General features: G+C 48.2%; 20 protein-coding genes. 11 read left to right on the top strand and 9 right to left on the bottom strand.

The features are described from left to right. Window positions 1-136: 136 nt before the first annotated feature. Window positions 137-823: a GntR family transcriptional regulator gene (locus tag ACXAD4_RS23145; RefSeq protein WP_475244395.1), complete on the top strand. Its 687-nt coding sequence runs from the start codon at window positions 137-139 to the stop codon at window positions 821-823. Between the two features lie 65 nt (window positions 824-888). Here ACXAD4_RS23145 and ACXAD4_RS23140 read toward each other — a convergent pair whose 3' ends face one another. Continuing rightward, window positions 889-1,674: a phytanoyl-CoA dioxygenase family protein gene (locus tag ACXAD4_RS23140; protein ID WP_475244394.1), complete on the bottom strand. Its 786-nt coding sequence runs from the start codon at window positions 1,672-1,674 to the stop codon at window positions 889-891. Window positions 1,675-1,856: 182 nt separating this feature from the next. Here ACXAD4_RS23140 and ACXAD4_RS23135 point away from each other — a divergent pair, with 182 nt between their 5' ends. The 6 genes from ACXAD4_RS23135 (at window position 1,857) to ACXAD4_RS23110 (ending at window position 11,499) form a co-directional block, all read left to right on the top strand. Continuing rightward, entirely contained in the window at window positions 1,857-2,888 is a 1,032-nt protein-coding gene (locus ACXAD4_RS23135; protein ID WP_475244393.1) for an NHL repeat-containing protein, read from the top strand. 211 nt (window positions 2,889-3,099) lie between these two features. Beyond that, window positions 3,100-5,031 (top strand): PTS fructose transporter subunit IIABC, encoded by a 1,932-nt coding sequence (locus ACXAD4_RS23130; protein WP_475244392.1) that lies wholly within the window; start codon window positions 3,100-3,102, stop codon window positions 5,029-5,031. 713 nt (window positions 5,032-5,744) lie between these two features. Further along, window positions 5,745-7,448: a PTS transporter subunit EIIC gene (locus tag ACXAD4_RS23125; RefSeq protein ID WP_475244391.1), complete on the top strand. Its 1,704-nt coding sequence runs from the start codon at window positions 5,745-5,747 to the stop codon at window positions 7,446-7,448. A 69-nt stretch (window positions 7,449-7,517) separates the two neighbouring features. Beyond that, window positions 7,518-8,294, top strand: a complete 777-nt coding sequence (locus ACXAD4_RS23120) for a sulfite exporter TauE/SafE family protein (RefSeq protein ID WP_475244390.1) — start codon at window positions 7,518-7,520, stop codon at window positions 8,292-8,294. Between the two features lie 37 nt (window positions 8,295-8,331). Next, complete coding sequence (locus tag ACXAD4_RS23115) at window positions 8,332-10,995, top strand: glycoside hydrolase family 38 N-terminal domain-containing protein (protein ID WP_475244389.1); 2,664 nt, start codon at window positions 8,332-8,334, stop codon at window positions 10,993-10,995. 84 nt (window positions 10,996-11,079) lie between these two features. Then, the gene (locus ACXAD4_RS23110; protein WP_475244388.1) at window positions 11,080-11,499 is read left to right on the top strand and encodes a hypothetical protein; all 420 of its coding nucleotides are present in this window, start codon (window positions 11,080-11,082) and stop codon (window positions 11,497-11,499) included. Window positions 11,500-11,520: 21 nt separating this feature from the next. On the opposite strand, the gene ACXAD4_RS23105 is transcribed toward ACXAD4_RS23110, so the two are convergent. Next, entirely contained in the window at window positions 11,521-12,528 is a 1,008-nt protein-coding gene (locus ACXAD4_RS23105; RefSeq protein ID WP_475244387.1) for a LacI family DNA-binding transcriptional regulator, read from the bottom strand. 179 nt (window positions 12,529-12,707) lie between these two features. Beyond that, window positions 12,708-13,568 (bottom strand): SDR family oxidoreductase, encoded by an 861-nt coding sequence (locus ACXAD4_RS23100; protein WP_475244386.1) that lies wholly within the window; start codon window positions 13,566-13,568, stop codon window positions 12,708-12,710. Between the two features lie 117 nt (window positions 13,569-13,685). On the opposite strand from ACXAD4_RS23100, the gene ACXAD4_RS23095 reads away from it, so the two are divergent. Continuing rightward, window positions 13,686-14,591 carry a LysR substrate-binding domain-containing protein gene (locus ACXAD4_RS23095; RefSeq protein ID WP_475244384.1) on the top strand — a complete coding sequence of 302 codons (906 nt, stop codon included), beginning with the start codon at window positions 13,686-13,688 and terminating at the stop codon, window positions 14,589-14,591. Between the two features lie 68 nt (window positions 14,592-14,659). Here ACXAD4_RS23095 and ACXAD4_RS23090 read toward each other — a convergent pair whose 3' ends face one another. The 6 genes from ACXAD4_RS23090 to ACXAD4_RS23065 form a co-directional block, all read right to left on the bottom strand. Further along, the gene (locus ACXAD4_RS23090) at window positions 14,660-16,273 is read right to left on the bottom strand and encodes an ABC transporter ATP-binding protein (protein WP_475244383.1); all 1,614 of its coding nucleotides are present in this window, start codon (window positions 16,271-16,273) and stop codon (window positions 14,660-14,662) included. Window positions 16,274-16,295: 22 nt separating this feature from the next. Further along, window positions 16,296-16,793 (bottom strand): hypothetical protein, encoded by a 498-nt coding sequence (locus ACXAD4_RS23085; RefSeq protein WP_475244382.1) that lies wholly within the window; start codon window positions 16,791-16,793, stop codon window positions 16,296-16,298. A 110-nt stretch (window positions 16,794-16,903) separates the two neighbouring features. Next, window positions 16,904-17,671, bottom strand: a complete 768-nt coding sequence (gene ppk2, locus ACXAD4_RS23080) for a polyphosphate kinase 2 (protein WP_475244381.1) — start codon at window positions 17,669-17,671, stop codon at window positions 16,904-16,906. Between the two features lie 15 nt (window positions 17,672-17,686). Beyond that, window positions 17,687-17,941: a hypothetical protein gene (locus tag ACXAD4_RS23075; RefSeq protein ID WP_475244380.1), complete on the bottom strand. Its 255-nt coding sequence runs from the start codon at window positions 17,939-17,941 to the stop codon at window positions 17,687-17,689. A gap of 620 nt (window positions 17,942-18,561) precedes the next feature. Beyond that, a complete protein-coding gene (locus tag ACXAD4_RS23070; protein ID WP_475244379.1) occupies window positions 18,562-20,712 on the bottom strand; it encodes a heparinase II/III domain-containing protein in 2,151 nt (716 codons plus the stop codon). Beyond that, window positions 20,712-22,853: a heparinase II/III domain-containing protein gene (locus ACXAD4_RS23065; protein WP_475244377.1), complete on the bottom strand. Its 2,142-nt coding sequence runs from the start codon at window positions 22,851-22,853 to the stop codon at window positions 20,712-20,714. The genes ACXAD4_RS23070 and ACXAD4_RS23065 overlap by 1 nt, the downstream gene beginning before the upstream one ends. Window positions 22,854-23,163: 310 nt before the next feature. Here ACXAD4_RS23065 and ACXAD4_RS23060 point away from each other — a divergent pair, with 310 nt between their 5' ends. From ACXAD4_RS23060 to kdgK, 3 genes are all read left to right on the top strand, one after another. Beyond that, a complete protein-coding gene (locus tag ACXAD4_RS23060; protein ID WP_475244375.1) occupies window positions 23,164-24,921 on the top strand; it encodes a sodium:solute symporter family protein in 1,758 nt (585 codons plus the stop codon). 86 nt (window positions 24,922-25,007) lie between these two features. After that, window positions 25,008-25,337, top strand: coding sequence for a cupin domain-containing protein (locus ACXAD4_RS23055; RefSeq protein ID WP_044621713.1), 330 nt, complete (start codon window positions 25,008-25,010; stop codon window positions 25,335-25,337). A gap of 59 nt (window positions 25,338-25,396) precedes the next feature. Then, window positions 25,397-26,323, top strand: coding sequence for a 2-dehydro-3-deoxygluconokinase (gene kdgK / locus ACXAD4_RS23050; protein ID WP_475244374.1), 927 nt, complete (start codon window positions 25,397-25,399; stop codon window positions 26,321-26,323). Window positions 26,324-26,337: the final 14 nt, after the last annotated feature.

Below are 26,337 nucleotides of genomic sequence, written 5' to 3'. Positions count from 1 at the left end.
GTGGTTGGAAGGGCTTTTCTGGTAATATTCCAGTAATAATTTTTCGCGTATTACGCCAAAAAGCTAGAATATGTGTTAACAGGTTCGGTTGTAACCGGCGTTCCAATGCGCAACTTAGAAAGAAGTCGCTCTATAGATGAAGTACATAGAAGTTTACCAAGCCATCAAGGCTGACATTGTAAAGGGGAATTACCCAGCTTGGTCTCAGCTAGACGGTGAGCATGCGCTTTCTAGTCAATTCGGTGTCAGTAGGCCAACATTGCGTAAAGCGATTGAGAAACTAAAGCAAGAATCATTCGTGCATTCCCGCCAGGGTTCTGGCATTTTTGTCAATCCACCAGAGTTTTACCAAGACAACAACCTGACCAGTATTTCTGAGCGGATCAACAAAGATACCGATCTGAAAAACATCGTTTTGGAGTTTAACCAGACAAAAGCCAATGAATTGCTGGCAAAAAAGTTTCGCCTCGATCAGGGCACCCCGCTCTATCACTTCAAGCGGATGCGTATTATCAACGGTGAGCCATCTATCTTGGAAGAAACCTGGATGCCGGTGGCGCTGTTCCCAACCTTTACAGAAGCCCACTGTGAACAGTCAGTACTGCATTTTGTCGAGCACAGTGCCGGCCACAATATCAGCCATGATGCCAAGACGATTTCAGGCAAAGCGCTTAACGAAAAAGAAGCCTTTTTACTTCGTGCAGAGCCAGGTCATATAAGCCTCTGCATCCAGCACCATGTGTACCTACTTCACTCTGTACTGGCGCAATACACAGTCGAAACCTTGGTCTCCAACGAGCTCACCACTGTCTCTATCCGCTGATAACAAAAACGTCGGTTTAACAAGTAAACCGACGTCTCCTCCACTTCCCTGAATCAACAAAATGATTAAAAATCAGGTAGCTGACATACCTTGTTATTCGCAACATTCTCACCCCGAACATGGTACAGGCGATGGGTTGCGTTATCAGGGTGCTCATCATTCACTTTGCAATCCAGCGAGACGTAACGCATGGTGTAACCGCAGCGGCGCAACGGACTGGTATTGGCAAGAGCACCATGGAAAATGCGCCCATCATGAATAGAGCACTCATTCGGCTCCAATTCGAAGTACACGGCGTCCTGCTCGTCAAAATAGCGGTGGTGCAGTTCGGTGGAGAAGGTATGGCTTGCTTTGTCGACATCAATATATTCAAAATTCTCCTCAAGCACATGGGTTCCCGGTATCACCCGCATGCAACCGTTCTCCTTGCTCGAAGGATCTATCGCCAACCAGATAGTCGCCAGTTTATCCATCCGGTCAATTCGACCTTCCCAGTATTTCGAATCCTCATGCCACGGCGTAATACGGCCGGTGTAGGCTTCCTTGCAAATAAAATGGCTGCTCCACAGGCCAATGTTTGGGCCAATCAAGGACTCAACTAGATCCAATACCGGCTTTGCCGTCAAAAACTTAAACAACCGTGGATCCGCGTAGTGCGGGCGGTTCAATTCGTCAGCTCGCATATCTCCTTTTGCTGTCAGCAAAGACTCAAAGATCTGTTGTAACTCGGCAAACTGCTGCGTCTCCAGCAGGGGTTGCTTATGCAAGATGAACCCTTTTTCCTGATATTGCTGCTGTAGAGGCTGGGCTTGTGTTTGAACTGGCGGTTTGATCGGCGAGAGCAGGGTCATGGTGTTACTTCCTTATTGGCATTGAAGATGTAAATTTATTTTTGTATTTACAAATTATCGGCATTTGATATGTTGTGCAAGCGCTAATTTTGTTAACAAGCATCAACATTCATTGAAGCTGTTACTCGCCAGCATGCTTTAGCCAATAAATACATATAGTTAAATCAAAGGGTCTTTTTGTTATGCCGCAACCTTCGCCAACCTATCAAACCCACGATACTTTTCAGCTCAACCAGCACTGGACAGAAGTCCCCAGCCATATCCAGATAGAGAACTGCCACGAACTAGCAAGAAGCCGAGATGGCAGAGTTTTTTTGTCAGTCGACCACCCAGATAACAACATTCTCATTTTTTCCGAGTCCGGGGTTTTCCTCGACAGTTGGACACTTGGCTATGATGGCTGTCATGGCCTTACCCTGTATGAAACTGACGGTTGCGAATACCTGCTAATCACACAAACAGGGGTATTAGAGATTGATGGTGTCGTGAGCAAAGGGCTGGGTGAGGTCGTGCAGACAACCCTCGATGGGCAGGTCATTCGCACCTTTGCCAACCCGTTTGAGCTGGGCATATATCATCAGGGGTTGACTTACAACCCGACCGAAACGTGTGTCGCGCCCAATGGAGATATCTATATCGCCGATGGCTATGGTGCCAGCTTCGTCCATTGCTTCACGTCTGATGGCAATTACAAGTTCTCTTTTGGAGGCACAGAAGAGGCACCAGCCAATCACTCACTCATCAATCCTCATGGCATCGCCCTCGATAGCAGGCCAACAACCAAAGGGGAGGAAGCCTTGCTGGTCGTTTCATCAAGAAAACAATCCAGCTTCAAGTTTTTCACTTTGGCAGGCGAGTTCGTCAAATCAGTCAACTTACCCGGCGTCTACCCGTGCCGACCGGTGATCCATGAGTCATTATTATATTGTGGGGTGTGCTGGTCTGGGCCAGTTGTCAGTGACATTGACCTAGAAAACTATGCCTGCAGACGGGATAACAGCGGGTTTGTCTTGGCCATTGATGAAAATGGCAAAGTCGCCCGGGCAATCGGCGCCAAACCGCCCGTTTACATTGCTGGAAAGCTTCTGCCTATGGAGGCCGAGGAAAATTCACCTTTCCATCATGTCCACGATGTTTTGCCATTGAGCGCCGGCACATTGTTAGTCAGCCAATGGCGGGGCCAGCAATCACTCCCTTACGCGATCTCGCTCTAACGTGAATTTGATATGACAAATTTACCAGCAATTAACTGTGATCTTTGTCATGTCACATCCGTTACTCAGCTCACATTTACTGAAACAGGCTGGATACCATTCGATAAATTTGATCTCTATCAATTTTCACCTGCCAGAGTATCACTAAGATGAAATTATAATTTGTAAATACATAAATCTTACCCCCCTACATCAAAAAGAGATCTGCACTATGATGAAAGAGATCCTAAATGAGCAGCTCATAAAGCTAGACTTGGCTGCCACAGACAAAGAAGCAGTATTCAATGAGCTTGCTGACGTACTGGTCAATGCAGGCAAAGTGTCGGACAAAGAAACTTTTGTCAAAGGCCTCTGGGAGCGCGAAGCCACAGGCAATACTGGCTTCGAAGACGGGGTAGCCCTTCCCCATGCCAAAAGTAGTGCAGTGATCGCCCCCGCGATTGCAGTGGGTGTCAGCAAAGCTGGCATTGAATATGGTGCTGAGGATGGTGAGCCTTCGAAGATCTTCTTCATGATCGCTTCCCCGGAAAAAGCCAGTGACTTCCATGTGGAAGTCCTTGCCAGCCTTTCTTCAAAAATTATCGAACCCTCTTTCCTCGAAGACCTGCAAAAGGCCACTTCTAGCGAACAGGCTTTGGCGTTGTTTACCCAAGAAGACGAAAAGCAGATAGACGAACCTGCCACCGCCCAAGGCCCATCAAAAGGTTTTATCATTGGGGTGACCGGTTGCCCGGTTGGGGTGGCCCATACTTACTTGGCAGCCGAGGCCATCGAAAATGCAGCCAAAGAGATGGGTTACGACTACAAGGTCGAAACCAATGGGTCGGTTGGGGTAAAAAACGCGCCAACGGCCGAAGAGATTGCACGCGCTGATGCCATTGTCGTCGCCTGTGACAAGCAAGTGGACTTAAACCGCTTTGCCGGTAAGAAAGTCGTGATTACAGGGGTGAAGAAAGCAATCAAAAATGCCGATACCCTGATTGAGCAGGCTTTGGTTGCCCCAGCCTTTGCAGGGGATGACAAAGCAAGTCAAACAACAGCAGCGAAAGCTGGCCCTGGTGGCTCAGGCCATGACCTTTATAAATACCTGATGAATGGCGTGTCACATATGATCCCGTTTGTCGTGGTCGGCGGTATCTTGATTGCAATTTCACTGGCGATCGGCGGTGAACCTACCCCTGGTGGCCTCGCGATTCCTGAAGGCAGCCTGTGGAATAAGATCCTCGATGTCGGTGTTGTCGGCTTCACCCTGATGATCCCTATCCTTGCCGGCTACATTGCCTATGCCATTGCGGACCGACCAGGACTTGCACCGGGCTTGATTGGTGGCTGGATTGCCAATAACGGTTCTTTCTACGATGCCGATGCTGGTACCGGATTTATCGGTGCCATCATTGCCGGTCTACTGGTTGGTTACTTCGTCAAATGGGTTGTCAGCTTCAACTACAACAAGATGATCCAGCCGCTCGTCCCTATCATGATCGCCCCGATTGCCGGTTCGCTATTCATCGCAGCCGTGTTCATCTTCATTATCGGTGCACCTATTGCCGGTATTATGGAAACCATGAACACCGTACTGGCTAACCTATCAACCGGTAACGTTATCCTTATCGGGCTGGTAATTGGTTTGATGCAAGGTTTCGATATGGGTGGTCCGTTCGGTAAGGTCGCCTTCCTATTCAGCGTCGGCCTAATTGCCGAAGGGCAAACACAGTTTATGGGCGCACAAGCTGCAGCAATCCCTGTCGCTCCGCTGGGTATGGCGTTAGCAGCCTTCATCGGCAGCCGTATGAAACTGTTCGAAGGTGAGGAAGTGGAAAATGCCAAAGCTGCAACCGCAATGGGTCTTGTGGGTATCTCGGAAGGTGCTATCCCATTTGCTGCCCGCGACCCGTTTGCCGTTATCCCAGCCAATATGATTGGTTCTGCGGTAGCCTGTATCCTAGGCTTTAGCTTCGGTCTAACCTGTAACGTTGCACACGGTGGCCCAATCGTGGTTCTGCTAGGCGCCTTCAACAAGCCGGCTTTGGCACTGCTCGCAATGGCTATTGGTGTCATCACCACTGCCGCTGTCGCTATTACGCTCAAGAAGATGCGCTATAACAAAGTAAAAAAGGAACAAGCGGTACTAGCGGCTAGCTAATATTACCCAAAATAGCCGAAGTTAAAAAAGGGCGCCTACTCAGGCGCTTTTTTGTTATGACTACAGAAATTTAAAAACCTACTAATGCTTAATATATTCATTTATAACCTCATATTCTCTTTATAATTTAAAATCACTCAAGTTAAATCAGTACAAATATGCACCATCACATTTTTTATTTATCAATTGTAAATCAAATAATAATTGACATTTTAATGATCTAAATCAGGATACTATTTATTGTTACATTCACTTATAAAAGATAGAGTGCCACGCCACGCCACGCCACGCCACGCCACGCCACGCCACGCCACGCCACGCCACGCCACGCCAGCGTTATATTTTGCCCATACCAATTTTAATACTTTTGATTGTTATTTGGGATTAACCTCACAGCTTAATATTTCCGACATCATTTCTATTTTGAAGTCGATGATTAATCCCATTAATCAATTTGTGTCATATAAACAAAATATCTATTATTAAAGGCAAGAAAAAAACGAGATGAAAACAAAAAATACGCCATAAATAACACAAAGAATAACACAAAGAATAACAAATATATCTGAAGGATAGGTTGCCCAGCAACAACCGCTGCTGGGCGGCGAACAGTTTTCTACCCTTGATGGGGATTAAGAGTAGGAAAAATTAAATAACGATTAAACATTACTTCTAATTGAATCTGTACGCTTCTCGATCATAAGGACTTACGAATGAATAGTCAAAGACTTGGGAAGGTCCAAAAATTTGCTAAAGCTATGCTTTATGCTGTGACCTTCATCCTGCCGTTTGCGGCCATCATGATAGCCATTGGCTCTATTATGATGAGCCCCTTCCTGCTTGGAGGCGTTCCCTATCTTGGGAGCACCTTTGCATTCTTCGGTGAACATCTCAATGTTGCTGGCTGGGTGATACTTGCCAATCTACCCTTCTTTTTTGCACTTTGCGTCGCCGCCTCACTAACAGGTGAGAAGTCAGCCGGACCTGTAATTATTGCCGGCCTATTCTTCCTAGTACTTCATAAGCTAATCGGTACTATTTCGGTCTTTTACTTCGGCCAAGTCAAAGGCTATGACGGGATACAAACAGTCACTGATTTATTAAACCCTGCGCTCAACCCTGACTATATCAATATATTCCAAGATGTACTTGGCATGCCAACGTTCAGGATCGGGATTGTTGGTGCCATCCTTGTCGGCGTGCTCTCAGCAAGGATTTGGGACAAATACAAAACCTTCGACAAATTACCCATGGCACTCGATTTCTTCAATGGTCAACGCTTCTGTGTCCTTGTCACCTTCCTTTATGCTTTCGTCATGGCCATGGCATTAATGCTGGTATGGCCCATTGTCGGTGATGGCCTAGACGCCTTCAGCGTATGGGCTGCCGAGCGTGGTGCCTTCACGACGCCATTTATCAAAGGGCTGACAGAAGTCGCCTTGCGCCCTATCGGCATGCACCACGTAACCAATGCTGTCTGGGAGTACACGCCAATTGGCGGTGAGTTCTACTCCGAACTAAAAGACATGACAGTCATTGGCCTTCACCAAATGTGCCCTGCAAGGCTGGATGAAGCGGTACAAATGATGAACCTTGGCCGTATCAGTGATGCCACTGCCATTGTCCATACCCCTCAGATGTGCAAGATGATGTTCACTGCCGATTTCCACGCCATGTTCACCCTGCCGGGTGCCGCACTTGGGATGTACTTTGCCATTCCTAAAGAAAGGCGTACGGCAAAAGTGAAGTCCGTCTACCTGTCGACCACCATGGCCGTCATCTTCACCGGGTTTGCTGAGCCACTGGAGTTCATGTTCGTTTTCGCTTCGCCAATCCTGTATGTAGTGAACGTGATCTTCTACTCGCTGGTTTCGATTCTGCCCGATACTCTGACTATGCTAACTGGCGATAACGCCATGATGACCTGGTACCTGCGTGGCGTGCCTAATGCGGTAGCCTCTGGATTGCTGCAGGTTGGTTGGATACTCGGCCGCTGGGGGGAAATGGCTATCTGGCTGGTGTGTGGCTTGGCCGCCTTTGCGATCTATGCCGTCACCTTCCGCCACATTATCGTCAAATATGATGTTGTCATCCTCGGCCGTGAACCGGAAGGAGAAGAAGATACGGGGGCTCAGGAAGACGGTTTGCTGACCCAGTTTGCCAACATGGATACAAGCCGCTCTGAGGGGATTCTCAAAGCACTAGGTGGCAAAGACAATATTATTACCGTCGGCAACTGCTTCACCCGCCTCAGGGTTGAAGTAAAAGATACCGCTCTGGTCAATAAAGACAAAAAGACGTGGCAAAAACTCGGAGCCATAGACATAGTTGTCGTCGATGGTGCCATCCAGGCAATTTATGGAACCAAGGTGAATAACTTAAGAATACAACTAGAAGATTACATCGCAACTGCCTAATTCAATATCAACACTCAAAGCCGGGTAACTCCCTACCCGGCTGGGTTAATAACGCCCAAGGAATAGAATATGTTTATTTCAGACCCTTACTTTTACTTAATTGCTATTCCAGCAGTCATTATATATGGCATAGGAAAAGGTGGGTTAGGTGGCGCAGTCGGTGACATCGTTGTTCCTTTGATGGCATTAGCAATATCTCCAGCACAAGCAGCAGCAATATTATTGCCAATTCTATGTGTCATGGACTACTTTGCCGTTAAACAACATTATAAACATGCTGATTGGAATGAATTAAAACATATGCTGCCATGGGCAATAGTAGGTATTATTATGGCAACCGCTTTAATGAAATATATTCCAGAAGCAGGCTTACAAATTTTAATTGGTGGAATATCTCTTGGCTTCGTTGGCCTCTATCTATTAAGGGCAATCAATACAAGTGGACCAAGTCAGCCACTTTCCCCTTCAGTATGGTGCTGTCTTGGTGGCTTTGCCAGTACCGCTATACATGCAGGAGGTGGCCCTGTAAATATTTACTTACTTCCTAAAAAACTCGATAAAGTCACGCTAATCGCAACCATGGTCGTATTATTTGCCATCATCAACTTCATTAAGCTTATACCTTATTCATGGCTTGGGGGATTTGAGTTAACCAATATTTACACAGCCATTATATTAATGCCTTTAGCACCATTGGGCGTAAAAATAGGAGTCTGGTTATTACACCGAGTCAGCCAAACACTGATATATAGAGCCTGTTACTTATTTCTTTTTATCTCAGGATTAAAGCTTTTCACTGATGGCATTGAAAATATTCAACCAGCTTTAATCGTCTTGTCTCATTAATTTAAGAATGCAATTTAATCATACAATGGAGTTTATTATGTCTAAAACTGTTGCTCATCTAGTACACCACACACATTGGGATCCAGAGTGGTACTTCACGGAAGAAGATACAACAGTAATGTTTGCCTATAACACCAAAGAGCTGTTAAAAGGCTTCGAAGAAGGTAATTACAAATACTTCTTAATGGATGGACGCACGGATGCACTGGAAACTTATATCCAGATGCACCCTGAAGACGAAGCAAAGATCAAAGCCCTGGTCAAGGAAGGCCACCTCATCACAGGTCCGTTCCACGCCCAGCTCGACTGCTTTATTTCTAGTGGCGAAGCGGTGATCAACAACCTGCGCCTAGGTATGAAACTGGCCAACCGCTGGGGACAGACAGGTAAAGTAGCCTACTTGCCAGACTCCTTCGGCCATTCACAAGATTTCCCGAAAATCTTTAACTCCATGGGCATCCAGGACTTCGTTTTCCGTCGTGGTAAAGGTGACGAGCACGGTCTTGGGCTGGATTTTTACTGGCAGTCCAATGACGGCAGCGAATTACTGGCGACAACAATGGACGCCAGCTATGGCTTTGCCACTCATGCCTACGTCAGTGGTGATCTCATCACAGACCCAACCCTTGAATATTACGGTGATAATGTCCAAAGCCAGATGCAAAAACTGAAAAATGGCTCAGCAATGGAACATGACTTCCTGTTAACAATGGGTGAAGACCTGACCCCGGCGGTACAGTGCCTCACTAACATGGCAGAAAAGTACAACCGCGAATCGGACGAATACGAATTTGTCGAAACCACCCTTCAGGACTACATGAACAAGCTGCGTGCCGAAGGGGAAGGGATCAAGACATTCCAAGGTGAACTATTAAGTACCCAATACCACCGCGTTCATAAATCCTTGTTCTCAGCCCGTGCCGATATCAAGACTATCCAGGACAAAACCGAGCGCATCATGACCTTTGAGGTGCAGCCTCTAATGGCCCTGCTTGATCAGTTGGGTGTCGATTATGATACCGGTTTGATTGACCGGGTCTGGAACCTCTTGCTGTGCAGCCAAACCCATTCATCGGCAACCAACACCGATAAAACCAATGAACTGATAAAAACCCGTAGCTCTCGAGCATACAACATTGCCGAATCAACCAAGGTGTACCTGATCCGTAAAATTGCAGTGTCTATCGCACAACAAGGTAATGAATCACCGCTGGTTGTTTTCAACTCGCTACCTGAAAAGCGCGATTTATGCCAAAAGCTCTATGTTTACACTAAGTCCACTGACTTCAAAATCATGCTCGATGGCAAAGAAGTTGAGCACTCAGTGATCAGTGTTGATGAGCATTACAGCGGTAAAATCAGGAAAAACGCGGAGGATATGGATCCGGCTCTATGGTACTTCCGCTCTCGTATTGCATTGAACTTGAAAGACTTCGATGGCTTGAGCTACAAAGCCTTGACCATTGTAGATGGCGAGAAAGCCACACAGCGCGCCGAGAAAAAGGCGGTCAACAACGGTATCGAGAATAACCGCTACCGTATTGAACTGGTTCACGGCAAACTCAATATCTTCGACAAAGCGATGAACAAGCTCCACAGCGATGTGCTTTATATTGAAGAATCTGGCGATGAAGGGGATAACTACGACTACTCCTACCCAACTAACGACATGATCAACCACTTTGATTTCATTGAGGGTGCGATCACCGAAGCGTACAGCACTCCGGCGCTTAGCGAGCTCGTTATTGAAGGTAAGGTTCGCACACCTTTCGACCTAGAGCAGCGTGCCGAAAAACAGTGCTCGACAGACATGGGTTACTTGCTGAGGGTTACCCTTAAAGAAGATGACAATGTCATACGCTTCTCTGGCCATATTGACAACCATGCCCACAACCACCGTGTCCGGCTTGCAGTCCGCACTGAAAATGCCAGCGAACACAGTTACGCCGGTACTCAATTCGGCTACATCAAACGTGTTACCGAGCCAGAAGCATTGCGCTTCTGGAAAGAGCAAGGCTGGCTGGAAGAGCCGACACCAACTGAACCGTTACTCAACCATGTCTCGCTGGTCGGTGATGAATACGTTGCCACCACCTTTACCCGTGGTATGAAAGAGTACGAAATCATCGGTGAAGGCAAAAAAGATATCGCTATGACAGCCTTCCGCTCTGTTGGCCACCTCGGCCTGCCTGATCTGAACCGCCGCCCAGGCCGTGCTTCTGGCCTACAGATGAAAATGTTTGAGGCACCGTTGAGCCAAATGCAAGGCGAAAATGAGTTCGACTTCGGCCTTTGTTACTACAACGCTTATGATGGTAACCACATTGCCAAGGACTACGTCAGCTTTGCCACCGATATCTCTTACTTCCAGAACCAGAAACACGAGCGTGTTGTCTTCCCGATGTGCTTCCTAGACACCTATCCACTGGCACAGGGTTGTCCAAACGAATTCAAGATGTTTGAGCTGCAGGATTCGCAAGCAACCATTGGCACCGTGAAGAAGTCAGAAGATAACCAGGCTTATATCCTGCGTATCTTCAACAATGAATCCCACGCCATCGAAGGGGGAACGCTAGCAGTCAATATCGACCATAAAGCGATTACCTTCAGCAATCTGGCAGAAGATACCCATAAGGCCGGTAGCCTGGAACTCGGCCAGCTAGGCGCTGGAGAAATCCGAAATATCCGCATTGTCCTTTAATTGTTATTCATCTAATTTACAGGCCGCTTGATCGCGGCCTGTCTTTTTCGCCGATCTGAACAACCAGAAGGCATGGAGGTCACTATGAATAAGCACCTGGAAGCAAGGAAAAAATTAGCACAAGCTGTAAACCCTAACCGTTCGGTATTAGTCAAACTGTTTGTTGAACACTATTCTGGCAATGCATCGGCGGCCATACGGCACTTGACTGATATTGCAGTGAAAGCTGGGTATATCCCTCCCCGGACACCACCATTGGAAAGTGTATTGGCAATTTGGCCAAGGAAGAATGAAGCTCCAGTCTGGGCATGCCGAGCTGCCTTTGATTTTTTACTAAGGCACGGGTGGGTTCCCCGCACAGAGACAGAGAAAGCCCTTACCGCTCGATATATCCTAATGAACCAGTACCCGACTCATCCGGCCTGGCAACAAATGTTAGGTGGCTGGTGGAACCTTGCCCAGCAGGCCGAACTCCCCATGCCCCAACAGGCGGTCCGAGATTGAACCAATGCTTGGTTCTTCAAGTTAAATCGCGGCACACGACTCGCGCTCTATCAGCCTCGGGGGTAACAGCAAATGTTTCTTCGGTGAGGTATCACCAAAAATCCGTTCAAAAAGTAGTTCCCCAGCTTTTTCCCCAATTTCACTGGAAGCTGAAATCGTCGTCAGAGCGGGTAAAATGTCTGACGCCTCAGGAATATCGTCAAAGCCAATAACGGAAAAACCTTTGCCGGGCTTAAGCCCTATCGAATCCGCAGCCCTCATCACGCCGATCGCCGTCAAGTCGTCATAACATACCGCTGCAGTCAATTTAGGATAAGACTGTCTTAATTCAACAAAGGCATGGTAGCCCTCAAGCCTCGAGCCTTTTTTGGTACTCATGGCATGGTACCCTTCCGGGACAAGGCACCCTGCCGCTTTCATGGCGTTATTATACCCTTCGAGGCGCAGTGCCCGGGTCTTGGAGTTGGCCTCCCCGCCAATAAAGGCAATGTGGCGGTGTCCGAGCTGGAGTAGGTGTTCGGTCGCCAAGCGGCCGCCCACCACATTATCAATACCGACAAAGTCATAATTAGAGTTACCCACCGAACGAAGGATCTGTACCATGGGCATCTGCCGATTTTCCAAGGTATTGATCAAGGTAGGGGAAGTATTTCTGGCTTCGCAAAATACAATTCCTGCCGAACTGTTTTGGTGCAAAGCATCCACAAAGTATTGCTGTCGCTCTAAGTCTTCCTCGCAGCTCGCCAGGAACAGGGTGTAGCCATTTTTTTCCAGATGACGGGCAAGACCGGCAGTCACCCCTGCATAGAAAGGGTTTTGGATATCGGGAATAATCAAGCCAATTTGCTTGCTTCGGGTATTTCGCAGGTTTGCAGCGATCTGATTATACACATAACCTAGGTCATCAACAGCATTGAGTACCTTCGCTCTAGTTGCCACAGATACCCGGCCTTTGTTCCGAATCACATTAGAAACGGTTGCTGTTGATACCCCACAATAATTCGCAATGTCCTGAAACGTTGTTGCCATTATGCATTACCTTGCTGAAATCCCGCCTCAGGTTAATGAATCACAGCCTATAAAAAAATGGCAAAGGTCAAAAAAATAGCATCCATATCTGGATATCTATGCAGATAAGGTTTCCTCAACCACTCTATCTAACTAGTTCAAGCCGGAAAAGACCTCCCTTCCCGGCCCAATAACAGACTTTAGTTTGAAACAGCCCCTGCAAACTCCCTGGCAAAGTCGCGGAAGTTACGTGGCTTATTTCCTGTTACCTTCTCGACGGTATCGGTGACCTCGGTGTAATGCCCCTGGCCAAACCAGGCCATGATTTCGGCCAGTTTCTCGGCTGACCAATCATCCATCCCCGCTCCTTTCAAGGCCGCCTCGGCATCGGCCTGACTGACAGCGACATAGTCGATTTGCTTACCTGACTCTTCACTCAGTATTGTCGCTTGCTCAGCAAACGTCAGCGCTTCAGGACCAGAGATAAGATAGGTTTGCCCTTCATGGCCGCTTTGGGTCAATGCGGTAACGATGACAGCCGCCACATCACGGATATCAATCACGCTCTGTTTGGCCTGAGCCAATGGCAGGAAGAACTTACCCATGCTGTTAATGGTCGCAAGGCTGCCATAAAGGTTCTGAAAGAATGAGTTTGGCTGCACTATGGTATAGGCAATCCCCGAGGCTTTGACCAGATCATCCGTTGCCACATGGGTACGGATAATTTCGGAGCCCGCATCTGCCTTTGCGCCCATGCCAGACAGCTTCACAATCTGTTTGACCCCAGCATTTTTCGCTGCTGCGACAACATTTTCAATCCATTGAACATTGCTAGGATGGGCAGGCATGGCCACATAGATTTTGCCAACCCCGTCCATCGCCGATACCAAGGAAACCGGATCATCAAAGCTCCCGATACGAACTTGTTCAGGCTGAAGGTTAAGCTTCTCCGCGGCCTCGCTGCTGCGAGCCAAAATACCAAAATCTGCCTTCGCCTCTGCCAACTGTCGGACTACTTCTGAACCTGTGTTGCCTGTTGCGCCTAATACCAAGATATCCATTGTGACCTCTGTGTTGTGATTGCCTTGCGATGAGGAAACTATAGTGAATTCCATAGTTGTTGATTAGACTGTTAAATTGAGTTTCACTATCCCAAATACGGGATGAAGGCCGTCACCATGAAAGACATCTCTGCATTACCGCTTTTTGCCAAGGTGGTTGAGCTCAATAGCTTTGCCGAAGCCGCCAGGCAGCTCAGTGTACCGACTACCACAGTAAGCCGTAAGATCCAGCAGCTTGAGCAAGAATTGGGGGCAAAGCTGATTAACCGCTCAACCCGCTCACTGTCGCTGACGGAACTGGGCCAACAGATCTTGCCTAAGGCACAATTAATCGCCGATACCGTTTCCGAGCTTTGCAGTGAGGCCGAACAGATAGCCAACCAGCCTGTTGGTACGCTTACCATTACCGCGCCAAGGGCGCTAAGCCAAGACTTGCTTGCGCCGATGCTGGCTGAGTTTCATAACAAATACCCCTCCATCAATATTAACCTCAGTTCATCCAACCGCTTTCAGGATCTGACCAAACAAAACATTGATTTTGCCTTCCGGCTAGGGCCTTTACATGATTCATCACTGATGGCCTTAACGCTATCCCCGGTCAAATATGTGATGGGTGCCAGCAAAGGCTTCGTTGCCAAATATGGCAAACCGGCACACCCGCTCGAGCTTTACCAATTTCCATGCATCCGCAATCATGTCGAAGGATACTTTTTGCCATGGCGTTTCGCCAAAGACGGTGAGCATGTCGACATCAGCGAACAAGCCACACTTGTTTGCGATGATCTCAATGTCACCAAGGAGCTAGCACTGAACGGTGCTGGTATCGGCTATCTGCCTATTTCGCTGTTCCGGCATGAGCATCTTCGGGGCAAGGTGGACTTCCTGCTCGACGATTGGATCCCACAGGATAAATCCATGCTGCTGGTTTATCCGGACAAAAAGTATCTGCCGCTGAAATCCCAGCTGTTTATCGCGTTCATGCGCGAACAACGCGAAGTGTTTCGCCAGGCATTATGCGGATAGCTACTATGGGGCAATAAAAAGCACCTGGATTAAGAGGTGCTGTTTGAACAAAAGTGATGTTTATTGAATCAGGCCACCTGCTCCAAATCGAACGACGCCTCGATTAGTTTTTTGGTGTAGTCACTGGACGGGTGATGGAAGATATCATCTGCTGTACCTTGCTCCATTACCTCGCCGCGCTGCATCACCATTACCCTATCAGACAGCGCTTTCACCACAGACAGGTCATGGCTGATAAACAGATAACCAATGTTATATCTCTGCTGCAAATCTTTGAGCAGATCAATAACCGTTAGCTGTACCGAACGATCCAGTGCCGATGTCGGTTCGTCCAGCAGAATAAATGATGGTTTCAATATCAGGGCACGGGCAATGGCAATACGCTGACGCTGGCCTCCTGAGAACTCATGGGGGTAACGGTTGATAGATGCCGGGTCCAAACGCACCTCTCTCAGCACTTCCCGTGCTCGCTGCATGCGCTCCGCTTTGCTCAGCCTAGGCTGATGGACGGTCAAACCTTCGGTGATGATTTCGCCGATGGTCATTCGCGGTGACAATGACCCATACGGGTCTTGGAAAACCACCTGCACATCTTTCTTCAAATCAAACCGCTCTTTATCACTCAGTTGGCTAAGATCCTTGCCCTTGAACTCGATCCGCCCCGTCGAGGGCAACAGGCCAACCAAGGCTCGTCCCAAAGTGGATTTACCCGAGCCAGATTCACCCACAATCCCCAATGTTTCACCCTGCTTGAGTTCCAGCGAAATGCCCTTCACGGCTTCGAAATATTCATTGCGGCTGGCAAGGAAGTGAGACTTTATCAAGAATTGCACCCTGATATCTTCGGCTTTGATAAGCTCAGAGGCATCGGGTTGGGTCGGTGCTTTGCTACTTTTGGGGATAGAGTTAATCAGCATCTTGGTATAACTGTGCTTGGGATGGCTAAACAGGGCATCAGTCACTCCTTCTTCCACCATCTCACCTTTGCACATAACCAGCACACGATCGGCAAAGTGTTTGACGACCCCTAAGTCATGGGTAATGAACAAGATCGCCATGCCCATTTTGGCCTGGATCTCTTTCATCAAATCCAGCACCTCAGCCTGCACCGTCACGTCCAACGCCGTGGTCGGCTCATCGGCAATCAAGATCTCCGGTTCGTTGATCAGCGCCATGGCTATCATGATGCGCTGAAGCTGACCGCCAGAGAACTCATGGGGAAATTTTTCATACGCTTGTTGCGGATTAGGCAAATGTACCAAGTCAAACAGCTCTAGCACCTTGTCCTTTGCCTGTTTCTTACTGACAGGACGATGGCTCAGTATGGCTTCTGCAACCTGGATACCGACACGCATATAAGGATTGAGCGATGTCATAGGCTCTTGGAAAATCATGCTTATTCGATCGCCACGAATACTCTTCATCTGCTTTTCGGTCAGATCGAGGATAGGCTGATTTTCAAATGTGATAGAAGAGTCAGGATGCACAATGGCATTATCCGGTAGCAATTTCATCAGGGCATTGGTCGATACCGACTTGCCTGAGCCCGACTCACCAACGATGGAAAGGGTTTCACCGGCTTTGAGATCAAAGCTGACATTCTTTACTGCATCGACGATACCATCGTTTGTCGTAAAGCTGACAGAGAGGTTGTTCACCGAAAGAATGGAATTAACGGTCATCACATATCCTTGTGGTTTTGAATTAATTATAGAGTACTGAGCCACCTGGCTCTGTTCCGCCTAGCGTGTGAAGGTGGGAGAATTTTTGATGAGCCCGGGTCACATGGGTAAACTCCAACATCCACTGCGCATTGCGCTGCGCGGTACAAAAGGCCGCCATATGTGAGTACAGCTCCTCAACCTGCTTGCTGAGGACGCTTCTTACCCGATCTATCAAGTCATGTTTTTCAAGCTGAAGAAATTGTAGGAAAGCATAGGTTTGATTGAGGGTCTGAAACGCCTCTTGGTGCGAGCCAAGCTTATTGAGGATCTCAGAATAAGCAACACTGGCATCGCGCAATCCGCCAATCAGGCATGCAAATTGGCAAGGCTTAGTATCCTCGTGCTCTAGCGCAACATGAATATGTCCCGGCAAATGATTCAACACGTCATCATAGAGCCGATGGGCTTCGGGCCAGTGCCCTTGCGCCATCAACTCTTCTGCTTTCAAATAACGTACCCAGCACTGTTCAAGATTCACAATACACACCTACAAAGTCCCATTTGCTTTGAATATTAAATGCAATTAATTATCAATTGCAAGTGCGTATCGTTTTCATTATTGGGAATTGTAGACTTTCTAGCGTTTTTCTAGTTAATCCTTAGTGGCTCAAACTCCGGATTGCGCTCAGCGCTGTCAATAACTACTGGTGGTAACTTTTTCGGCTTGATGATCTTACGCTCAAACTCAAACTCAAACTGCCTGAGGATATGACGGATGATGTCCAGTCTGCCATTGAGCTTACAGTTATTATCAACCACAAACCACGGACAATATTTGGTATGGGTCTTACGGAACATCCGCTCTTTGGCAGAGGTGTACTGTTCCCACTTAGTCCTTGATTGCAGATCCATCGGTGAGAGCTTCCAGCGCTTGGTAATATCATTGAACCTTTGGTGGAAACGATCTTCCTGGGTCTGCTGGGTGATCGACAGCCAGTATTTGAGCACAATAACGCCCTGGCGCACCAAACTCTTCTCGAAAGCTGGGCAATCCTTGAGAAAACTCGAGACTTGCTGTTCGGTAGCAAAGCCCATTACTGATTCGACACCGGCTCGGGTATACCAACTGCGGTCAAAAATCACCATTTCCCCTTCGCTGGGCATCTCTTTGACCCAGCGCTGGAAATACCATTGCCGCTCTTCTGCATCGGTTGGTTTCCCCTTGGCTACCACCCGGACATGATTCGGATTGAGCTTAGCGACGATTCGCTTTATCGTCCCCCCCTTACCTGCCGAGTCACGTCCCTCGAGTACAATCACTACCTTAAGGCCCTTTTCAATGATATGGGCCTGAAGCTGGACCAACTCGGCCTGCAATACTTTTACTGTTCGCTTATATTGCTTCTTTTTCATCATCAAACCCGCCTACTGTTAATTCTTACAAGTGCGCTCTGCACCGTCTTCTGAGGCAGCATCAAACCTTGGATCAAAGTACTTTGCTTCGATAAAGTCCTGGATATGCTCGGGTAACACCGGGCCGTAGTTGCCAAGGCTGCATCGACACAATTCAATACATCCTCGCTCTTCGGACACCTCCTCTTTCTCTTCATGCGAAACCTGCTCGAAACGCTGCAGGTTATAGAAAAACCACACTAACCAGATTACAAAAAATACAATTAAAATCATCTATTTAAACCTAGCTCGCTGAACCTGGTAACAAGGATAAACTCTGGAACAAACCCAGAGTCAACACCCTTTTCCATGTATCAGGGAATAGGTATTAGAAATTACAGTGAAGGCAGTGCACAAAAGAGGGAGATCTAAAAACAGGGTTAGAACAAGAGAACAGGAATTTGAGTAAAAGAGAGGGGGTAAAAAACAGGCAAAAAAATAGCGCTCCGTCCTAGAGCGCTGTTAGACAAGGCAAAGCTTAAGTTAGGAAGTAGATTGTTATAATAAGTCAGTCTCAGGGTAGCCACTTGAGGAACGGCTATCTCGATTGATGGGTGCATTATATGATCAGCCCCCTTGTAATACAATATACTCAAGGCGCCACATTGCTAAACCAACCAATAATCGGCAATATCTTTGCATTAGCGTGACTTGGATCTCATTAACAACATAACAAACAATCAATTAATAATACAAAAGCCCCAGAACATATTATGCATCAGCATTGATACATCAGGGCTTATATACTCAATCTGCCTCAGGGCGCAGTGAACCTGCATCTTGAAGTAGCTTGGATATAAACGTAAAAAAGCCGGGCAAGCCCGGCTTTCCATTAATCACTTAGTCAGTGTTAGTTATAGCTGTGCATATGGGCCTTCCCAGCTGAAGTTCTCGCCTTCAAAGCTCACTTCATGCTTGCCGTCTTGCAGACCGCCAGTCTGGTTAGATACTGCATAAGTCAGTACCTGACCGTCAACAAGGTGCAGGCGGACAACAGAGGCCACATCATCCATACCCACCACTTCAACGCGCTCTACTTTACCGCGGGCATCAACCGATGCTTCTACGGCTTCGTTGAAGTAACCGTGCGTTTCCAACACGTTAGCAAACAGGTGAGATTTCGCTTTTTGGCGCAGTACGAACATTGGCTCAGAGCGTAGGTTGAAGTCAGGATCGTTGGCACCCAAGCGGCCGAAGATCACTTCACCCTGGTTGCCCGCAGAGCTCACCATGCTGTAGTAGCTGTTGTCATGCAACCAGCTTACCAGCGTGCTGCCTGATACTTCACCTTGAGCAACCTGCCAGATGTGCTGGTAGCCATCGCTTTCGCCCATTGGCTTCAAGCTCGCGTTTGCCTGGTAGTCGAAATCAGTACGGATGATCTGGCCCGTGTGGTGTACAGGGAAGTCATACTCGTGCTCGTCTTCAGAGATCAAACGGTACAGGTCGATGATCAACGGGCTTTCGATACCGTCAACCTTCGCCAGTAGCACGCTACGCTGCATATCAACACCGGCGTAGTATTCGCGTACGATGCCGCTCATGCCCTGGAAGTCTTCGTTGTCAGTCTTGAAGAAGTGCAATTCACCGTTACGAGATTCAGCCAATGCCGTGTTGAATTCGTTCTGGGTCTTGCGATCAACAACCACGGTATTGTGAGCGATAGTTTGCTTACAGTAGCTCTTGTTCTCTGGAATGTAGCGACCACCGAACTTAGGCTCAACATTAACCCAGCGACCAAAACCGTAGTCGTGCAGGGTTTCGTGACCTTTGTTAAATACGCTCAGGTGAAGGCCGTCGTAGTGACCGTGATCCAGTGCCGAGTGGTACTGGTGGTCAGAACCGTGCTGGCCGAACCATAGCAATGCCATGGTATCTTGGTCTTTGCTGTCACGGTGACGCATGATAGTCAGGCCACCCTTGTCGCCATTAGGGCCATCGGTGACAAACAGGCTACCCCAGTTAAATGCAGGGATATTCTCTTCTTTTGCTACCGCGTCAGACAGTTTCTTACCAGAGATATGCACCCACACATCTTTCTGGTGAGCAGCCATCGCCAGTAAGTTGGCGTCTTCTTCGTAACGGCCGAAACACGCACTTGTTGTGATCAGAACACCTTCATCATTGATGTCGATGGTCTTCGACGAGTCGTTCAAAGCCGGTAGCGTACCGTCAGGGAATGCCGTTGACATTACGGCATAGCTGGTCGTTTTAATCACACCGTCTTTGTGGGCGAAAATACCCACTTCTGGCTGGCGGCGCTCAATGGCTTCAGCAAACAGCTGAATTGGGCGCAGTGAGAAACGGTGGTAGTAAGGGCCTTCCATGTAGTAGCCGTCTGGCGAGAACAGCTGGGAAAGCTGGGCCAGGAAGCCACCGCTTACGCTGTCGCCTTTCAGACCGTAAAGCGCTTTATCAACGATTTCCTGGTTTTGGATCGCGTAACCACAGATACCTACACCCGCTACAGCCCAAAGGCCGTGGTTGTGGATGATATCGAAGTCGTGAGCGTAAGTGTCGACGAACATATCAGCCATGATCTGGAACAGATCGTTTTCGATAAGGCGACGCTCGTCGTCAGATAGCGTGTGGTGGATGCAGCTGTACGCACAAGAAGCGTAAAGCATCCACATGTTTTCGTTCAGAGTCTGGTGGAAGATACGACCAGGGTGGTTACTGTCTAGGCTGACGTTCAGCTCTAGCTTAGGGTAAACCTCTGCATACGCCACCAGCAGGTTGCGGATGTAATCACGGTACGCTTCGTTCTCGGTGATCAGGTACAGACGGCCAGCAATATCCATATGGATGTAGTTTTGCTTATGGCGGTTGTGCTCATAGCCACCACCTTCGCCGTGGCCAGGTACTTCGATACCAACCGTTGCGATGTAATCTTCCAGTTTTGCAATGTCACGGGCCAGTGCATTGCCCATCAGGGTGTCTTTACCCAGATCTTCACGAAGGATAGCGGCTTCGTCGAAGCTCATCAGTAGTGGTTGATACGTCATTATTTCGTCTCCTGCTCAACAGCAAGGAATCCTTTCCAGCTATAGGTTGTGTCATTAATGATAATTCGATGTTCGGTCGTGTCGGTCACATTCGGCTGGTTGCTCACCATTACGGTGAAGCGGATATCTTCACCTTCGATAGCAACCACCGAACCTGTCTCGTTATGAGCCAGAACGTTAATCTTGTTTAGTGTGCCACGGGCATCTACCGAGGCTTCAACGGCCTCATTGAAGTAGCCGTGGGTCTCCAATGCAGAGGCGAACAGCAGGTCTCTGCCCGTGGTTCGCATCATAAAACTGGTTTCATGGCGCAGGTTAAACTGCGGGTCGTTGGCACCTGTTTGGGTGAAGATCACTTCGTTGTCGGCGCTTGAGCTGGTACCAAGCCATGTGTAGTAGCTATTGCCCTGCAGCCAGCTAACCAAAGCATTGTTACCTGCTTCGCCACGGGCCAGGTTCCATAGGTGCTGGTAACCATAGCCATCACCCAGCGGGTGAAGTTCGGTGTTAGTTTTGTACTCGAAGTCGGTACGGATGATCTGGCCTTGGTACTGGTGTGAATAGTCGTACTGGTGCGGCTTGTCGCTAGTCAGGCGGTACAGGTCGATCAGCAGCGGACTCTCCAGCGCATCAGATTTCAGCATCATCACGGTACGCTGCATGCCAGTGCCAGGGTAATGCTCATCAGCAAAGGCGCTCATCGCCTGTAGCTCAGTGCCTTCACCTATGAAGAAATGCGGTTTGCCGTGTACCCTGTCTGCACGGTTGGCATCAAACTGGTTCTGGCAGCCTTCGTCCACCGTCACGGTATTGTGATTGATGGTCTGGCGAGCATAGCTTTTGTTCTCATCCAGGTAACGGCCGCCAAATTTCGGCTCAATATTCACCCAGCGGGCAAAACCGTACTCACGCAGCACTTCTTGGCCACGGTTGTAGAAAGCGATACCCAAGGTATCAAAATGACCATGGCCCATACCGTGCTGCCCGTAATTCATGGATAGCTGGCAGATATCTTTGTCTTTCGCCTGCATGCGTAGGAAGCCTTGTGCCCCGCAATTGCCGTCAGGGCCTTCGGTCAACTCAACGCTCGGCCAGAACGGCGGCTCGATGTTATCTTCAGCACCACAGGCTTGCGAAAGGGACAGACCACAAGGGTGCATCCATACCTGGTCTTGGATCTGCGCCATACCCAGCAGGTTTTTATCAAAGCCATAACGCTTGAAGACCATACTCACAGCAACCACCACGCCCATGTCAGTAATGCCCATGCTCTTCGATGCATCGTTCAAAGCCGGGAACACACCATTAGGGTATGCCGTTGCCAACAAGGCATGGGTGGTCTTCTTGATCACCTGATCCTTGTAGTTGTAGATATCCAGCTCAGGCATATGACGGTGCAGTACTTCGGCAAACACCGCCAAAGGGCGAATTGCAAAGCGGTGGTAATAAGGGCCTTCAATGTAGTAACCCGATGGAGAAAATAGCTCTGACAACTGGGCGAGGAACCCCCCAGCCTTACCATCTCCTTTGAGGCCATAGACCGCCATTTCCAAATACTTACGCTCGCCAATGGCTAAACCACAAATACCCGCTGCCGCCACAGCCCAGATGCCATGGTTATGAATGCGGTCAAAATCAAAGTCATACTTCTCTATCGCGACATGCAACATGGGCTTGAACAAGTTTTCCACTATATGGTCACGCTGCGAGTCTGAAAGCCATGCACTGATGCACGAATAGCCTAAACTTGCATACATCAACCACATGTGCTCATTGAGCATTTGGTGAAACAAACGGCCTGGAGGGTTGGTGTTACGCTGAACATGAAAATCTAGCTGCAAGTATTTATCAGCATATTGGGTCAAAAGTTGACCAGCATATTCAGCATAGCGTTCTTCTTTAGTGATCAGGAACAAACGGCCAGCCAGATTAATGTAATGGTAGTTTTGCCTATGCTTATTATGTTCATAACCTCCGGCTTCGCTTTGACCGGGAACATCCATTGGCTGTGCCATATATAGCTCAAGCTCAGCCTGTAGCTTTGCAATGGTATAGCCCATTAAAGAAGAGCTTCCGATTTCTTTATGTAAATCAGAAGCTTCTTCAATAGTTAGTAACACTGGCAGTGTCATTGTGTTCATATTGACCTCTAGGTTAGAGCGTATACTGCACCTCTTCGATACGCATAAAATAATACAAATCGAGTTTTGTTTCACTACCGTTTTAAAAAAAGCCGACTGCTATCACATTTCAATTAGTGAGTTGATCCATGTCAAATTCAAAACACAAATCAATGTTTTTAAAAGAAATAAGCATAAAAACAGGAATCCTTCGCGCTGCAGCACGAAAAAATAAACTTGATTGAGGTCACGAAAATGGTCGTCTTGTATTACAATACAACCATTCAATTATTACACTACCGCCAGTTCGTTAATCTTAAGGCTGAAAAAAATGACCATAGATACTTTAGTAGTTCTAGCCTACTTCTTCTTTCTGATAGCAATCGGGTGGATGTTTAGGAAATTCACTACGTCAACCAGTGATTACTTCAGGGGTGGAGGTAAGATGTTGTGGTGGATGGTAGGTGCTACCGCCTTCATGACTCAGTTTTCAGCATGGACGTTCACAGGCGCAGCCGGACGCGCATTTTCTGATGGTTTCACCATCGTTATCCTATTCCTAGCAAATGCTTTTGGTTACTTGCTTAACTATCTGTACTTTGCACCAAAATTCCGCCAACTACGCGTAGTAACAGCGATTGAAGCTATTCGCATGCGTTTTGGTAAAACCACGGAGCAGTTCTTCACTTGGGGCGGCATGCCAGATAGCCTGATTTCTGCAGGTGTTTGGCTCAACGGTCTTGCAATCTTCGTTGCGGCTGTATTCAACATCCCAATGGAAACAACGATCATCTTCACCGGTCTAGTACTGATGCTGATGGCGGTTACCGGTGGTTCTTGGGCGGTTATCGCATCTGACTTCATGCAGATGCTAGTTATCATGGCCGTAACCATTACCTGTGCTATCGCAGCCTACTTCCACGGTGGCGGTATCGGTAACATCGTTGACAACTTCCAGGGCAACTTCTACGTTGGTAACAACCTAAACTACATCAGCATCTTCGTACTGTGGGTAGTATTCATCTTCGTTAAGCAGTTCGGTGTAATGAACAACAGCATCAACGCTTACCGCTACCTTGCAGCAAAAGACAGTGAGAATGCCCGTAAAGCCGCTGGTCTTGCTTGTATCCTAATGGTTGTTGGCCCAGTTATCTGGTTCCTACCACCTTGGTACGTCGCAGCCTTCATGCCTGACTTCGCAGAACAATATGGTTCAGTGGGTGGTGATGCAGCTTACCTAGCATTCGTACAGAACGTCATGCCTGCCGGTATGGTTGGCCTGCTGATGTCTGCAATGTTCGCGGCAACCATGTCTTCTATGGACTCTGGCCTGAACCGTAACGCAGGTATCTTCGTTTGTAACTTCTACCAGCCAATCATTCGCCCACATGCGAACCAGAAAGAGTTGGTTATCGTTTCTAAAGTGACCACCATCCTGATGGGCTTCATCATCATCTCGATTGGTCTGTTTATTAACTCGCTACGCCACCTGAGCCTGTTCGATATCGTACTGAACATCGGTGCGTTGATTGGCTTCCCAATGCTTATCCCTGTCCTACTGGGCATGTGGGTTCGCAAGACGCCGGACTGGGCGGGTTGGACAACACTTATCGTTGGTGGCCTGGTTTCTTACATCTTCGGTATCGCGCTTAAAGCTCACCACATCGAAGGCCTATTCGGTCTGGAACAGCCGTTCACCGGCCGTGAGTGGAGTGACCTGGTTGTTGGCCTAAGCCTGGCAGCACACGTTATCTTCACCGGTGGTTGGTTCATGATGACTACGTTCTTCTACAAAGGCCTGACAACTGAGCGTCAGCAAGAAGTCGACAAACTATTTGAAAACTGGAATACCCCACTAGTGGCAGAAGGTGACGAGCAGCAGCAGCTTGATACTAAGCAGCGTTCAATGCTAGGTAACCTAATCACTGTAGCTGGCTTCGGTATTCTGGCAATGGCCCTGATTCCAAATGAACCATCAGGCCGTGGACTGTTTATTTTGTGTGGCTCTATCGTACTAACGGTCGGTATCCTGCTGGTGAGTGCTTCTCGAAAAAAGCCTGACGCCGCAGCCGAGACGAGTGCGGCTTAACCAATAACAACAGCAAAGGCTGGACCTTTGTACCCTATTTTGAATTGTAATATTTTAACACACTAATTTTTCGGGAGAATCACACAATGTTTTTCGAAATCAACAACAACGAGTGGGAAGATCTAGGCGATGGCATCAAGCGTAAAATCGTCGGCCACACAGAAGATCTTATGGCAGTACACCTAGAGTTCGCAAAAGGTGCTATCGGCCACCCACACGCTCACGACATCCATGACCAAATTGGTTACGTGGTTGAAGGCAGCTTCGAAGCAGAAGTTGACGGTGAGAAGCGCGTACTGAAAAAAGGCGACGCGTACATCGCAGCTAAGCTAGCTGTTCACGGTGCAGTAGCACTAGAAGAAGGCAGCATCCTGCTAGACATGTTCTCTCCAGTTCGTCAGGACTTTTTGAAGTAATTACCCTGATGGGAAGGGCACACTAGTGCACCTTCCCATCCCCTTTTTCCGGAGTATGTATGGCTACTATGAACATTGCCATTCTTGGCGAGTGCATGATTGAACTGCAACAAGCCAATGACCAACTAACCCGTAACTTTGGTGGCGATACCCTTAACACAGCGGTATACCTATCTCGCCTAACCAAGGACAAGGACATCAACACCACCTATGTAACTGCCCTAGGTAACGACAGCTTCAGTGATGAAATGTTGGCAGCTTGGAACAAGGAAGGGATCAATACTGACTTGGTGCTACGCCTAGAAGGTAAACTACCTGGCCTTTACTACATCGAAACCGACAGCACGGGTGAGCGCAGCTTCCACTACTGGCGTAACGATGCAGCAGCAAAATACCTGCTTGAACAAGAGCAAAGTGCAGAGCTGCTAAACAACCTGATGGCTTTTGATGCGATCTACCTAAGTGGTATCAGCCTAGCTATCCTAACGGCTGCAAGCCGTGAACAGCTATTTACTTTCCTGGAAGATTTCAAAGGCAAAGGTGGCAAGGTGTTGTTTGATAACAACTACCGTCCAAAGCTTTGGGCTTGTGTGAAAGAAGCACAGGAAGCCTACCTTCGCATGCTATCCCTAACTGACATCGCACTACTGACTTTCGACGATGAGCAGTTGCTGTTCGGCGATGAAACGCTAGAAGAGTGTATCGAACGTACCCAAGGTGCCGGCGTTACCGAAATCGCTATCAAGCGCGGTAAAGATGCCTGCCTTGTTGTTACCGCAGACCAGAATGTATTCGTACCTGCCCTGGTTGCCGACAAGGTTGTCGACACCACTGCAGCAGGTGACTCATTCAGCGGTGGCTACCTAGCCAAGCGTTTCACCGGCGGTTCAGCAACCCAAGCTGCTCACGCAGGCCACCAGGTTGCATCAACGGTTATCCAGTACCGTGGTGCAGTGATCCCTGCCGACGCGATGCCAACGATTTAACACACACTGAGTGA

It is taken from the genome of Photobacterium sp. AWH4_225 (assembly GCF_056158405.1).
Note: the sequence above shows the minus strand (reverse complement) of the source record. Positions and strands in the feature narration are given on the sequence as shown.